General features: G+C 53.6%; 13 protein-coding genes and 1 pseudogene. 6 read left to right on the top strand and 8 right to left on the bottom strand.

What is annotated here, in order from left to right; all coding sequences use genetic code 11:
• Positions 1–10: 10 nt before the first annotated feature.
• Both umuC and umuD read right to left on the bottom strand, forming a co-directional pair.
• Positions 11–1,282 carry a translesion error-prone DNA polymerase V subunit UmuC gene (umuC, locus tag F3J28_RS05415; RefSeq protein WP_166873472.1) on the bottom strand — a complete coding sequence of 424 codons (1,272 nt, stop codon included), beginning with the start codon at positions 1,280–1,282 and terminating at the stop codon, positions 11–13.
• A 2-nt stretch (positions 1,283–1,284) separates the two neighbouring features.
• Entirely contained in the window at positions 1,285–1,704 is a 420-nt protein-coding gene (gene umuD, locus F3J28_RS05410) for a translesion error-prone DNA polymerase V autoproteolytic subunit (RefSeq protein WP_039293957.1), read from the bottom strand.
• A gap of 211 nt (positions 1,705–1,915) precedes the next feature.
• On the opposite strand from umuD, the gene F3J28_RS05405 reads away from it, so the two are divergent.
• Positions 1,916–3,952, top strand: coding sequence for a prolyl oligopeptidase family serine peptidase (locus tag F3J28_RS05405; protein ID WP_166873469.1), 2,037 nt, complete (start codon positions 1,916–1,918; stop codon positions 3,950–3,952).
• A gap of 131 nt (positions 3,953–4,083) precedes the next feature.
• Positions 4,084–4,482, top strand: a complete 399-nt coding sequence (locus tag F3J28_RS05400) for an ACT domain-containing protein (protein WP_166873466.1) — start codon at positions 4,084–4,086, stop codon at positions 4,480–4,482.
• Positions 4,483–4,532: 50 nt separating this feature from the next.
• Here the strand turns inward: F3J28_RS05400 and F3J28_RS05395 are convergent, their stop codons facing one another.
• The gene (locus F3J28_RS05395; protein WP_008461370.1) at positions 4,533–5,369 is read right to left on the bottom strand and encodes an alpha/beta fold hydrolase; all 837 of its coding nucleotides are present in this window, start codon (positions 5,367–5,369) and stop codon (positions 4,533–4,535) included.
• Positions 5,370–5,828: 459 nt separating this feature from the next.
• On the opposite strand from F3J28_RS05395, the gene F3J28_RS05390 reads away from it, so the two are divergent.
• The 3 genes and pseudogenes from F3J28_RS05390 (at position 5,829) to ttcA (ending at position 8,504) form a co-directional block, all read left to right on the top strand.
• Positions 5,829–6,941, top strand: coding sequence for an acyltransferase family protein (locus F3J28_RS05390; RefSeq protein ID WP_166873463.1), 1,113 nt, complete (start codon positions 5,829–5,831; stop codon positions 6,939–6,941).
• A 285-nt stretch (positions 6,942–7,226) separates the two neighbouring features.
• Positions 7,227–7,520, top strand: a pseudogene (locus F3J28_RS05385) (tyrosine-type recombinase/integrase); the annotation flags it as partial.
• 48 nt (positions 7,521–7,568) lie between these two features.
• A complete protein-coding gene (gene ttcA / locus F3J28_RS05380) occupies positions 7,569–8,504 on the top strand; it encodes a tRNA 2-thiocytidine(32) synthetase TtcA (RefSeq protein WP_166873461.1) in 936 nt (311 codons plus the stop codon).
• Positions 8,505–8,538: 34 nt separating this feature from the next.
• Here the strand turns inward: ttcA and ynaL are convergent, their stop codons facing one another.
• From ynaL to F3J28_RS05365, 4 genes are all read right to left on the bottom strand, one after another.
• Positions 8,539–8,697 carry a proline-rich small protein YnaL gene (ynaL, locus tag F3J28_RS22600; protein ID WP_269320697.1) on the bottom strand — a complete coding sequence of 53 codons (159 nt, stop codon included), beginning with the start codon at positions 8,695–8,697 and terminating at the stop codon, positions 8,539–8,541.
• Positions 8,698–8,964: 267 nt separating this feature from the next.
• Positions 8,965–9,948, bottom strand: a complete 984-nt coding sequence (gene zntB / locus F3J28_RS05375; RefSeq protein WP_008461367.1) for a zinc transporter ZntB — start codon at positions 9,946–9,948, stop codon at positions 8,965–8,967.
• 159 nt (positions 9,949–10,107) lie between these two features.
• Positions 10,108–10,374, bottom strand: coding sequence for a DksA/TraR family C4-type zinc finger protein (locus F3J28_RS05370; RefSeq protein WP_166873458.1), 267 nt, complete (start codon positions 10,372–10,374; stop codon positions 10,108–10,110).
• A 72-nt stretch (positions 10,375–10,446) separates the two neighbouring features.
• Positions 10,447–12,066 (bottom strand): peptide ABC transporter substrate-binding protein, encoded by a 1,620-nt coding sequence (locus tag F3J28_RS05365; RefSeq protein WP_008461365.1) that lies wholly within the window; start codon positions 12,064–12,066, stop codon positions 10,447–10,449.
• A 168-nt stretch (positions 12,067–12,234) separates the two neighbouring features.
• Between F3J28_RS05365 and mpaA the strand changes: the two genes are divergently transcribed.
• Positions 12,235–12,942: a murein tripeptide amidase MpaA gene (gene mpaA / locus F3J28_RS05360; protein WP_166873455.1), complete on the top strand. Its 708-nt coding sequence runs from the start codon at positions 12,235–12,237 to the stop codon at positions 12,940–12,942.
• A gap of 3 nt (positions 12,943–12,945) precedes the next feature.
• Here the strand turns inward: mpaA and ycjG are convergent, their stop codons facing one another.
• Positions 12,946–13,911 (bottom strand): L-Ala-D/L-Glu epimerase, encoded by a 966-nt coding sequence (gene ycjG, locus F3J28_RS05355; RefSeq protein WP_166874448.1) that lies wholly within the window; start codon positions 13,909–13,911, stop codon positions 12,946–12,948.
• Positions 13,912–13,949 lie beyond the last annotated feature (38 nt).

Here is a 13,949-nt window from a genome sequence, read left to right as displayed (position 1 = left end):
GGCAGCACATTCAGCACACCCACGCCTGCGGCAGATCGGCATAGCGAGTGGTATAGCGCGGCGACAGCATATCGCGCTTCATAGCCCACGGCTGCTGTATGCCCTGCCCGGCAAAATAGAGCGTGCCTTTGCCCTGTTTTTGATTCAGAAAGTCCAGCACGGTCATTAATTTTTCGCCGTTAGGGCGTGGAATATTGCTGTCGAACAAATCGAATTGCGCCACGCCCTGACTAAAAAAATCCCCCAGCATAACGCCGGCTTTCTGGTAGCGATGCCCCGACTGCCAGATAGCGTCCAGGCTCTGCAACGCGGCCTGGATAATATCCCGGCTGTCCTGTGTGGGGATAAGCAGCGAGACGGACGAGCAGTTGCCGTAATAGGGTTCGTTCACGGCAAACGGACTGCTTTTCACAAAGGCAGAGATCACCCGGCAATATTGGTGCTCAGCCCGCAGCTTTTCCGCCGCCCGGCTGGCGTAGCTGCCGATCGCCTGGCGCATAGCCTCATACTCGGTAATGCGTTCTCCGAACGAACGGCTGCAGATGATCTCCTGTTTGGCGGCGGAGAATTCATCCATTTCAAGGCATGATTCCCCGCGCAATTCGCGCACGGTTCTTTCCAGCACCACGCTGAAATGCCGTCGAATAAAACGAATATCCGCGTCGGCAAGCTGTAAAACCGTTCTGATGCCCATGTCGTCGAGTTTTTTCGACAGCCGCCGCCCCACGCCCCAGACTTCGCCCACGGGCAGCTGTGCCATAAGCCAGCGCTGGTGCTTCGGGCGGGATAAATCAACCACGCCACCGGTTCGCTCTTGCCAAGTTTTTGCTGCCAGGTTTGCCAGTTTAGCCAGCGTTTTTGTCGGCGCGATGCCCACGCCCACCGTCAGGCGGGTGCGCTGGCGAATGGTCGAACGGATCGTCTGGCCAAAGGCCTTCAGGTTGTAGCAATTGCTCACGCCCGTTAAGTCACAAAATGCCTCGTCGATGGAGTAAATCTCGACCCTGGGCAGCAGCTCTTCAAGCACGCCCATCACCCGCTCGCTCATGTCGGCATACAGCTCGTAGTTGCTGCTAAACGTCAGCACGCCATGCCGCCTGAGCGCCTCTTTCTGTTTAAAAAAAGGCGCCCCCATTTTGACAAAGGGCCGGGCTTCCGCAGAGCGGGCGATGACGCAGCCGTCATTATTGGATAAAACCACCACCGGCTTTCCGGCTAAATCCGGGCGGAATGCCGTTTCGCAGGAGGCGTAGAAGCTGTTGACGTCCACCAGCGCAAACATGTTTAGCCCGCCGCTTTGATGATAAAAGTGACGATGCCAAAAATATCGAGTTCGGCCTCATCGGTGACGGGAATCGGTGCCCAGGCGCTGTTCATCGGCAGTAGCATCACCGTGGGGCGAAGCTGCAGGCGCTTCACGGTGAACGCCCCGTCAATCGCCGCAATCACAATATCGCCCTGTGACGCGGTTCTTGAGCTGTCCACAATCAGCAAATCCCCTTCGCCAATTCCCCCTTCTACCATCGAATCCCCCGCCGCCTTTACGAAATAGGTCGCGCCGGGATTGCGCACCAGCAGCTTATTAAGATCGATACGTTGCTCAACATAGTCCTGAGCCGGTGACGGAAACCCGCACTGGACCAGGTCAGCAAAGAGAGGAAAGGAAGCGTCCGGGCAACAGGCCGCAGGTTTGAGAAGGTTCATGATACCGCCAATACAAATACTGTTTAAATATACAGTATCAGGTAAAAAAGACACTTCAAGTAAGAAAACACGTACTTTTGCTAAGCCCTTCGTTTTGCAAACGAAAAAATTCGAGCATGCTGGCAGAAACCACAAAAGCCTTCAGGTGTAATGGGCATAAGCATAATGATATGGTCGATTGCAGGCCCGTTACCCAACAAAAGGACGCGTGATGACACAGCCAGTGAGTCAGGATTTGCTTAGCCAGCTCGAAACCCCGGAAGATGCCGCGGCGCTAAGCTGGGTGGAAAAACAAAATAAGCGCACCACGGACAGGTTTGCCACGGGAGAGCGCTTCCAGCAGATGCGGGGCGCGATCCTGCAGTCGCTGGACGATAAAACCAACATTCCCTGGGGGAGCCACTACCGCAACGCGGTGTATAACTTCTGGCAGGATGACGAACACCCTCGCGGCATCTGGCGCCGCACCACCGAAAGCTCTTATTTTACCGCCGAGCCAGAATGGGAAACGGTGCTGGATGTCGATCGCCTGAACGAAGAGGAGGACGCGAACTGGAGCTATCACGGCGCCGATCTCCTCCACCCGGACTATTCCCGGGCGCTGATATTTTTATCCAGCGGCGGCGATGCCTGTGAAATTCGTGAATTTGATCTGATAAATAAAACGTTTATCCCCGAGGGTTTTTTCCTGCCGGAAAGCAAAAGTTCGGTCAGTTGGCTGGATGAAAACACGCTGCTGCTGGCGCTCGATGCAGGGGATGATACGCTCACCACCTCCGGCTATCCACGTCGCGTCTATCGCTGGACTCGAGGGACATCACCGCAGGATGCGCCGCTGATCTACGCCGGTGAAGCAACGGACATGGCCGTTTCCGCCTGGCATGATGATACCCCCGGTTTTGAGCGGGATGTGGTGCACTGCAGCAAAGACTTTTACCACGGGCAAACCTGGCTTTTGACCGGCCAGAATACCCTGACGCTTATCGCCATTCCGGAAGATGCCTCCTGCGGATTTTTCAAAGACTGGCTGCTGGTGACGCTGACTTCCGACTGGACAATCGCTGAGACAACCTGGCCTGCAGGCGCTCTGCTGGCTATTGATTTAGCTGATTTTCAGCGAGGTGAGCGCAATTTCATTTCGCTCTTCACGCCAAATTCGCGCACGACGCTGCAAGGCTACAGCTCAACCCGCGATTACCTTCTGCTGAACCTGAGCCAGGACGCCGTTGAGAAGGTCGAATTTGTGAAAATCGACGGCGGCCAGCGGCACTGCATAAAAACGCTTGAGCTGCCCGATTTTACCAACGTTTCCGCCGGCGGCATCGACGATGAAAGTAACCGCTACCGGCTGGTCAGCCACGGTTTCCTGCAGCCCCACAGCCTCAGCTATGGCGATCTGGACGACGACACGCTAAGCCTCGTGAAACAGGATCCAACCTGCTTTGACGCGGGAGAATTTAGCGTGACCCAGCACTTTGCCCTTTCACTGGATGGCACCCGCGTCCCCTACTTCCAGGTGGCCGCCAAAGCACTGGCGCTGTCCGGTGATAATCCGACGCTGCTGTACGGTTACGGTGGATTTGAGGTTTCTTTAACACCGCATTATCTGGACTCAAAAGGCGCGACGTGGCTGCAAAAAGGCGGGGTTTACGTCGTCGCGAATATTCGAGGTGGCGGTGAATACGGCCCCGGCTGGCACCAGGCTGCGCTCAAACAGCATCGTCATCGTGCCTGGGAAGATTTTACCGCTGTCGCAAGCGATCTGGCGGCGCGGAAAGTGACCTGTGCCGCGAAGCTTGCCGCTCAGGGTGGGAGCAACGGCGGCCTGTTGATCGGTAATATGCTCACCGACTACCCAGAATTATTTGGCGCGCTGGTGTGCGAAGTCCCGCTGCTGGATATGCTGAACTATCCCCGCTGGCTCGCGGGAGCCTCCTGGATTGCCGAGTATGGCGACCCGGACATTGCCGAAGAACGAGAGTGGCTGCAGCGTTATTCTCCGTTCGACAAAGTGTCCGCCGATGTGAATTATCCCCCCACGCTGTTCACCACCGGCACCCAGGATGACAGGGTTAGCCCGGCCCACGCGCGTCGGATGGTGGCGCGGATGCAGCAACAAGGGCACGACAACGTCTGGCTGTATGAGGAAACGGATGCCGGCCACGGCAGCGCGCCGGAAAATAGCCAGACGGCGGCCCACCAGGCCATGATCGAAGAGTTTCTCTGGCAGATGCTGACCGGGAAATAAGCGCGGGCGGTGCGTCAAAGGCGCGCCGCCTCATCATTAGCGCACCTAATGCAACAGCATATTTTTTAATTTTTATTTATCGCTCAAACGCTATTTAATTCGTCCTCAATCAATGAAAAGGAGACGGATAAATGGCTGGCGAGAATAACCTGGCAATCCTACTGAGCAATGCTGCCCCGGAGCTTAACCTGGGTAAATATGTTTTTTGCACTTTAGCCTCACCTTCTGCGGAATTAAAAGATGCCGCCATTGTGACCGTCCGCGAGGCTGAAGGCGTCACCCTGGTCCTGCCTCAGGATCTGGCTGATAAACATGCCGTAAGCTACGACTACGTCGCCAGTTGGATCACCCTGAAGATTCACTCATCCCTCGCTGCCGTTGGCCTTACCGCCGCATTTTCACGCGCGCTGGCGAAAAAAGGTATCAGCTGTAACGTGGTGGCTGGGTATTATCACGACCATATTTTCGTGGCCCATAAAGATACCGAGTCGGCGATGGCGGCCTTGTCATCTTTGGCATCCGAGGCATAAGCGGGGAAATAAGAAGGGGAAGCTTTCGGCCTCCCCTGATAACAGCGCTATCAGCTGCGGATAAATTTCAGGATATCCGCATTGATGGTATCGGCATGCGTGGTATGCATCCCGTGAGGATAGCCGGGGTAGATGTGCAGCGTGCTGTTGCTGAGCAGTTTATCCTGCAGAATAGCCGCATTTTTGTACGGCACAACCTGGTCGTCATCGCCCTGCAGAACCAGAACCGGCACGGTGATGGCTTTCAGATCGTCGGTCTGGTCGGTTTCTGAAAACGCTTTGATCCCTTCATAGTGGGCCTTCGCGCTGCCGGCCATGCCCTGCCGCCACCAGTTCCGAACACTCCCCTCAGAAACATCGGCGCCCTGGCGGTTAAAGCCGTAGAACGGGCCTGAGGCAACATCAAGGTAAAACTGCGCACGATTTGCCGCCAGCGCCTTACGGAAGCCGTCAAACACCTCGAGCGGCGTTCCGCCCGGATTACTCGCCGTTTTCACCATCAGCGGCGGAACGGCACTGACTAAAACGGCTTTCGCAACGCGCCCCTGAGGCTGCCCGTATTGGGCGACATAGCGAGCTACTTGCCCACCGCCGGTTGAGTGGCCGACGTGCACGGCATTTTTAAGATCCAGATGTTCCACCACCGCCGAGGCATCTGCCGCATAATGGTCCATATCGTGCCCGTCGCTGACCTGGTCAGAACGGCCATGCCCGCGTCTGTCGAACGCGATAACCCGGAAGCCTTCGCCTAAGAAAAACAGCATCTGGTTATCCCAGTCATCGGCGCTGAGCGGCCAGCCGTGATGAAAAACAATCGGTTGCGCCGTTTTCGGCCCCCAGTCTTTATAAAAGATATTGACGCCATCTTTCGTCTTTACGAATGTCATAAACCTCACTCCTTGCTGCTATGAATGTTCGGTAACCTGGTAAAGCATAGTCGATGGAGGTGGCATGACCGTAAATCCTGCTGGCATTCGCCGCCGCAATCCGTACCCTACGCGCCGGCATGACACGCTGCGCGTGTTGGATTCAGAGCCCGAGACTTTCATGACCGCTCAAAAAAAACAGTACAACCTAAACAAGTTAGCCTTTTGTTCTTAAATCCTCTGATTTTTAAATTTTATTTATTTTTCAGACAATTAAATCGCAAAAACAATCCCAACCAAGTACCCGGAACCTCCTTTTTAATGCCCTTCTCCTTATAAAAATAAAGGGGATCGTTCACCAATTATTGCTTTAAACCGATCACAAAAAATAAAATCATCTATTTTGCGTTCAAGAAACACTTCATTGCGGAAGAGCATGTTATGATTACGGTCAATTAGTTGATACTGTAAATCCTCATCATGCAAAAAAACAATGAAATAGAAATATTAAGGGCCGTGGGAATTATATTTGTAATAATGGCTCATTTAAACGTTTTTTTAACCTGGAACCCTTCATGGGTTTCATTAATGAATAGTAATTTTCAGTATTGGGGTGGGGTTGATCTATTCTTCTGTGTTTCTGGTTTTGTCATAACGAAAAGCATCTACAATAAATTACTCTCTAGCAGTGACGGAGTGAAAATAAATGTATTGAAGACGTTCTGGATAAAACGAGCTTTCAGATTACTCCCTGCCTCTTTGTTCTTCATAACATTAACATTTATCTTAAGCCTTTCTTATAACAACCACGGAGCATATGGTTCCCCATCTGCTAATTTTGCTGATATAATCACTCAGCTTTTTCAGCTTTCTAACTTTAGATATCATTTATGTTCTACTGGAGCATTTGAGTGTGGGAAGAACTCAATATACTGGTCTCTGTCACTGGAAGAGCAGTTTTATATATTAATGCCCTTACTCGTCTTAGCCCTCAGAAACAAAACACCTGTCTTCCTTATAGCTCTGATTTTAATTCAAGCACCTTTGATTAGACCAATGTTTTCACTTCCGTGGATGATTAGAACGGATTCCATCGCCTGGGGCTGTTTAATCGCCATAGCCAGCAATTCACAATTTTATAATCGTATAAAACCCGCATTTTTACACAACAAACTTGCTAGTATGGTAGTTTCAATGGCGTTGATTTTATCTCTTGCATTTATTACCCACGGCCATGGTTTTGTATATAACTTGAGCGCAATGGCGATAGTAAGTGCGCTGATGGTTTTCATCGCATCTTACAATGATGGCTTGTTATTTAAATACATTAAAAACAACACTATTGCATTATGGATTGGCTCTAGATCTTATAGTATCTATTTGTGCCATGTACCCTGCTTTTACTTTGTATCTGAGACCATTCAAAACATATTCCATAGAGAACTCAATGGCAGTGATACATTCAGAATGTTATTTTTTGGATTGCTGTTGACATGCCTGATTGCTGAATCATCGTTCCGAATTCTGGAAACACCGGCAAGAAGGTATGGGAAGGAATTGCTTCAGAAAAGATTCAGCAAAACTGCGTTTTAGATTATAAAGCGCTGTGTTCAAATACAGCACAGCGCGTTTGTATTATCTATCAAGCAATACACATCATTCTATTTAATCAGTAAAATACCGATGTATTTTTGATCAACAGAAAACAAAAAAACTCCGAGGCGGGTCCGCTCGCTTCTTGTCTGGCGGTAGTGCTTGTTAATCGCAGCGGGTGGTCCCGCCCCCAGGGTAGTTGTCTCAAAGTGGCTCACACCAGTTACCCTCAATCGCCATGGCATGGCGCTTGAGCTTTCTTCTGATCTGTTTAAAGCTGGCAGCTTCGTTTTTATGCCGCTCATGCATAAGGGCGAACAAAAACCGTATGACAACGTGTCGAGCATTGGTGACCGTTGGGGCGCAGCTGTAAAACGTGCTGGAATTCGCCGCCGGAATCCGTACCATACACGCCACACTTACGCATGCTGGTTATTGTCGGCCGGTGCGAATCCCTCTTTTATTGCAAGTCAGATGGGGCATGAAAACGCGCAGATGGTTTATGAAGTCTATGCTGCATGGATTGAAGAACTGAGCGGCGACCAGGTGAATAGGCTTCACAGTAAGCTGGCGCTTTGAAAAAGTTTGCCCCTTATAGGCCCCTTTTGGTTTCAGAGACAGTAAATAATGCAATCGAATCAAGAAGCTACAAAAAAAGAACAGTACAACCTGAACAAGTTACAGAAGCGCCTGCGCCGCAACGTGGGTGAAGCGATTGCCGATTACAACATGATTGAAGACGGCGACCGCATCATGGTTTGCCTTTCCGGCGGCAAAGATAGCTACACCATGCTGGAAATCCTGCGTAACCTGCAGCAAAGCGCGCCAATCAGCTTTAGTCTCGTGGCGGTAAATCTCGACCAGAAACAGCCGGGGTTTCCTGAGCACGTGCTGCCTGCCTACCTGGAAAGCATCGGCGTTGAATACAAGATTGTGGAAGAGAACACCTACGGCATCGTGAAAGAAAAGATCCCGGAAGGCAAAACCACCTGTTCTCTGTGTTCGCGCCTGCGTCGCGGCATTCTTTACCGCACCGCCACCGAGCTGGGCTGTACCAAAATCGCCCTGGGCCACCATCGCGACGATATTCTGCAAACGCTGTTCCTGAACATGTTCTATGGCGGCAAGATGAAGGGCATGCCACCGAAGCTGATGAGCGACGACGGAAAACATATTGTTATCCGCCCGCTGGCCTACTGCCGCGAGAAAGACATTGAGCGTTTTGCCATCGCCCGCGAATACCCAATTATTCCGTGCAACCTGTGCGGCTCGCAGCCGAACCTGCAGCGCCAGGTGATTGCCGACATGCTGCGCGACTGGGATAAACGCTACCCGGGCCGCATTGAGACGATGTTCAGCGCGATGCAGAACATGGTGCCATCACATCTCTGCGATACCGAGCTGTTTGATTTTGCAGGCATTACCCACGGTGCAGAAGTGGTGAACGGGGGCGACCTGGCGTTCGATCGCGAAGAGATCCCTATGCAGCCCGTCGGCTGGCAGCCGGAAGAAGACAGCGCTGACGCCCCGCTGCAGCGTCTGGATATTCTGGAAATTAAATAATCCCCATTCCCTCTCCGTCCGGAGAGGGAAAACTTCAATGGTGTGTCGGCGGGTCGATTATCGGCCTTGGATCCGGGTCGGTCGGCGGATCGGGTATGGGCTGTGGCCGCGGAAGCGGGTCGGGTACCGGCACGGGTTCGGTGGGGAAAGCCGGGTCGCTCATCATCAGGCTGTTGCGATACAGCATCGTCATCTCCTGGGTGGGTGAATCGCCCTTTAAAGCATAGTCCACAAATTGCAGGCAAAAAAAAGCCGACTTTGAAAGTCGGCATGGTATGAATCAATTGTGCTATGCAGTAATTCTAAAAAAGGAAGTAAGACAATATGGAGCGCAACGCCCATCGCTTGACGTTGCATTCACCTGCAAGAGAGAGTTTGCCGCGGCAAGGCTTTCGGTTTCTTGATTTTGCTCAATAACAGCGCCGTTTTCGCCCACAAACTCGTTCCAAATCCCGCAACTTTACAGCCATTTACTGCGATGTAACCACCAGGCAACACCACCAATCATAACCACCAACATTATGCAGAACAGTGCAAAACCGAAGGCCCAGCCTCCGCCGGGAATACCGCCGAGGTTCACGCCAAACAGCCCGGTTAAAAACGTGCTGGGTAAAAATACCATCGCCATCAGCGACATGGTGTAGGTCCTGCGGTTTAAGGATTCCTGCATGACCTGGGAGATTTCATCAGTCATCACGCCGGTGCGGGCGATGCAGGCGTCGATTTCGTCCAGCCCCCTGCCCAGCCTGTCGGCAATATCCTGCATGCGGCGGCGCTGATCGTCGTTCATCCAGCTGAGCCGCTCGCTGGCGAGGCGCGCATAGACGTCACGTTGCGGAGACATATAGCGCCGCATGACAATCAGCTGTTTACGCAACAACGCCAGCGCCCCACGAGGCGGCACCTGCTGGTCGAGCAAATTGTCTTCAAGGTCGATGATTTTATCGTGCATTTGCTCGATAAATTCGCTGGCGTGGTCGGTGAGCGCATCGCAGGCATCCACCAGCCAGCTGCCACAGTCGGTCGGGCCGGTGCCTTCATTCAGGTCGTTCACCACATCATCCAGCGCAAGAACCTGCCGCCTGCGGGTTGAGACAATCAGCCGTTCGTCAATGTAGAGCCGCACGGCTACCAGCTGGTCCGGGCGTTCATCGGTATTGCCGTTGATGCAACGCAGAGTGATTAGCGTGCCGTCACCCACGCGAGAAACGCGGGGACGCATGCTTTCACCGGCTAACGCCTCCCTGACATAGTTCGGCAACAGAGGCGTGTTGGCCAGCCAGTCGGCGCTGTCGGCGTTGGTGTAATTCAGGTGTAGCCAGCAGGGATGCTCGCTGTCGATAATTTCATTGTTGTCGAGAGGCCTGACGCCGCCCCTGCCATCCAGTTGCCAGGCAAACACCGCGTCCGGCACGTGCAGCTCGCTGCCTTTAATTACATCCACTGCGCAATCCTCAAGCTGAATCAGTTCTTTCTGTCAGTCTAGCCATCTCTGAAACGAAGGCAACCACCAGAGGTTATCAAACGCGCTGAATTTGCAGAGAAAAGAGTAAATAAAGCTTAACCGGAGACATAAAAAAACCGGGCGATGGCCCGGCTCTTGCTAGCGTAACTGGCTGTCTTTCGAGCCACGGCGGTTATAGCCTGAGAATGTGGCCCGCCGCGCATCTTCCGCCTGCTGGCAGCGAATACACAACCGCACGCCCTGAATCGCTTTGCGCCGTGCTTCCGGAATGCGTTCGCCGCATTCTTCGCAGTATTCGAGGCTTTCGCCCTTCGGTAGCTCGCTGCGCGCTCTGGCCACAGCGTCGTCCACGGTACTGTCGATTTGCTCCTGAACGGCGCCGTCATTGGCCCAACCTGATGCCATCTCGTCACCTCCGCAATCGCTATGCCTGAGGTGACGATTGTAGCACTTTTTCTGATTAAACTTTAGCCATACTTAGTGTTTGATAATATACATCGTGCGGCTGTAGGCCACGTCTTCCGGGTTGTTGATCGGATAGCCCTTCAGCCACGGTTTGATCAGGCGACCGTTGGTGTACTGGTAGATTGGCGCGATAGGCGCTTTTTCCTGAATGATTTTTTCGGCGGCGTTGTAATCCGCATTCCGCGCTTTGTCGGTAGTTTCCTGCGCGGCCTGGGACAGCAGCTTGTCGTATTCCGGGGAATTGAAGCGTGAAATATTCCCGCTGTGGGTGGACGTTAGCAGCGACAGGAAAGTAGAAGGTTCATTGTAATCCCCGACCCATGACGCACGAATGACGTCGAAATTGCCGGTGTTGCGGCTATCGATGTAGGTTTTCCACTCCTGATTTTGCAGCTTCACGTCAACGCCCAGATTTTTCTTCCACATCGACGCAACGGCAATCGCTATCTTCTGGTGGTTTTCAGAAGTGTTGTACAGCAGCGTCAGTTTAAGCGGTTTGGCATCGCCATAGCCGGCGGCACGCAGCAGCATTTTCGCCTGGGCGTTCAGCTCCTGCTGGCTCATGTCTTCGAACGGAGAGCGGTCTGGCTTAAAGCCCGCGGTAACGTCAGGCGTAAAGCGCCAGGCCGGTTTCTCTCCCGTGCCCAACACTTTTTCAGCCATCAGGCGGCGGTCGATGGTCATACTCAGGGCGAGGCGAACGCGAGCATCCGCCGTCGGCCCTTTTTGCGTGTTAAACGCATAATAATAAGTGCCAAGCTGCGGCGGCGTGTAAACCTGCCCCGGAATGTCCTTCAGCAGTTTCTGGTAGAGATTTTTCGGGAAAGATTCGGTGATGTCGATATCGCCGGCCAGGTAACGCTTGGTGGCCGCCGACTCCTGGTTAACAGGAATAAAGGTCACTTTGGTCAGCACCGTTTTCCCGTTGTCCCAGTAATTTTTATTCGGCACCACAACCAGCTTCTCGTTCACCACGCGGTCCTGCAGCGTAAATGCGCCGTTGCCCACGAGATTGCCGGGTTTCGTCCATTCATTACCCAATTTTTCAACAACCGCTTTAGGCGTGGGATAGAAGGCAAAGTTTGCCGCCAGGCTTGGGAAGAACGGCACGGGTTTATCAAGCTGTACGCGCAGCGTTTTAGCATCTACGGCAGTAACGCCGAGCTTATCAGCCGGCATTTTCCCGTCGATAATCGCCTGCGCATTGGTGATACCCGCCAGCGCGGCAAACCAGGCAAACGAAGAGGTATTTTTAGGGTCAACCAGCCGCTGCCAACTGTAAACAAAATCCTGCGCGGTGACAGGCGTTCCATCCGACCAGCGGGCGTTATCACGAAGTGTAAACGTCCAGATGCGGTTGTCGTTGCTTTGCCATTTGGTGGCAACACCCGGCACCAGCTCACCCTTTTCGTTTTGGTTAACCAGGCCTTCAAATAAATCGCGAATAACCTGAATTTCCGGCAGACCAACCGCTTTGATTGGGTCCAGGCTCGCAGGTTCATCTTTAATATGTCTGACTAACTCCTGACTGCTCGCCAGCTTCGTTCCCGCAGGAACATCCGCCGCCCAGGCGCTTTGCAGCATGGCGGCCACGGCCAACGCACAACAGCTAAAACTGAGGCTTTTTTTCATCGCTTTCCTTCCGTGTTTTTGCATTCAGGAGATTGGTGTAAGTTACTGTAGCGTAATTTATTCTTTTGATTCCAGGAAAAAGCTCACATCTGCGGATTAAGGTGAGTTTTCCCTAAAACATTGCTATTAATGACGTTAATAGCCGCTTTATTCAGTGAGAGGAATATCATGCCCACGACCCGCCCTCGCCCCCAGCGCGGCCACCTGCCGCCGGGCTGTGAACGCTACGGCAAATCGGTACTAGGTGCGCCGTTGCTCTATTTCCCCGCCACTCAAACGGAAGAACGCAGCGGACTTATCATTGCCGGTACTCACGGGGATGAAAACGCCGCGATGGTGGCGCTTTCCTGCGCCTTAAGAACGCTTGAGCCTCAGTTCAGGCGGCACCACGTGGTGCTGGCGGTTAACCCGGACGGCTGCCAGCTTGGCCTGCGCGCCAACGCGCACGGCGTCGATTTGAACCGCAACTTCCCGGCGGCCAACTGGAAAGCTGGCGATACCGTTTACCGTTGGAACAGTAGCGCGGACAAGCGTGACGTGGTGCTTTCTACCGGGCAAACGCCGGGCTCCGAATCAGAAACCACCGCGTTATGCCAGCTTATTCATCAGCTGCAGCCCGCCTGGGTAGTCTCTTTTCACGATCCGCTGGGCTGTATTGAAGATCCGCACAGCTCCGCGCTGGGGCACTGGCTGGCTGAAGCCTTTGCGCTCCCGCTGGTGACCAGCGTTGGCTACGAAACACCGGGGTCGTTCGGCAGCTGGTGTGCCGATTTAGGCCTGCCGTGCATTACGGCTGAATTCCCACCGATTTCAGCCGATGAGGCCAGCGAGCGCTACCTGCGGGCGATGACTGACCTTTTGCACTGGCACAGATAAGCATTAGGGATAGAGTTTTCCCGTTTCAAAATGCAGCGAGGGCTCCACGTCGACGGCAAGCCAGGTGGGGCCATCGAGATCGGCAAAGCGCACCTTAGCCGCCAGCGGTAAAGCGGCGGCAATGGCGCGGGATGTGCAGAGCATACAGCCGAGCATGACATCAAAACCCTGTTCCCGCGCGGCCTGAGCCAGCAATAATGCCTCAGTTAAGCCCCCGGTTTTATCGAGCTTAACGTTCACCATATCGTAGCGTCCGGCAAGCGCTGGCAGGCTGCTACGGGTGTGACAGCTTTCGTCGGCGCAAATAGGCAATGGGTGAATAAAATTCGCCAGCGCATCATCATCCCCCGCCGGCAGCGGCTGTTCCAGCATTGCCACGTTGAGATCGGCCAGCAGCTGGCAGCGGGCGGCCAGGCCATCGCTCCGCCAGGACTCGTTGGCATCCACAATCAAAATGGCTTCCGGCACCGCCGCCCGGATGGCCACCATTCGTTCGGTGATAAGGCGATCGTCCAGTTTCACCTTGAGCAGACGGGCGCCCTTCTGCCAAAGCAAAGCCGCTGAGGCAGCCATTTGTTCCGGGGCGGCAATCGTAACGGTTTGCGCCGTGGTCACCATTTCCGGCAATTCGACGGCGTTCAGGGCCGATACCGTGGTGTGTTTCTGGCGGGCTTCAAGGTCCCAAAGCGCGCTGTCAATGGCGTTCCGCGCCGCCCCAGGCGGAAGAGCCTGCTGTAATTCAGCGCGCGTCATGCCACGCTCAAGCTGTGAAAGTACCGTGGTGACCTGGGCCAGCACCGAAGCATCGCTTTCGCCATAGCGTGGATACGGCGTGCATTCGCCGACGCCTTTTATGCCGTCCTGTTCGATTTCGACCACCACGACAACCGCCTCGCTGCGGGTTCCACGCGAGATTACAAATGGCGTATGGAGCGGCCAGGCTTCCTGGTAAACTTTCACTGTTCTCATCATCAGTCTCCCTTGGGGTTATCGCCTGAGTATAGCGA

The organism is Enterobacter sp. Ap-1006, assembly GCF_011752835.1.
Lineage (GTDB): Bacteria > Pseudomonadota > Gammaproteobacteria > Enterobacterales > Enterobacteriaceae > Cedecea.
Note: the sequence above shows the minus strand (reverse complement) of the source record. Positions and strands in the feature narration are given on the sequence as shown.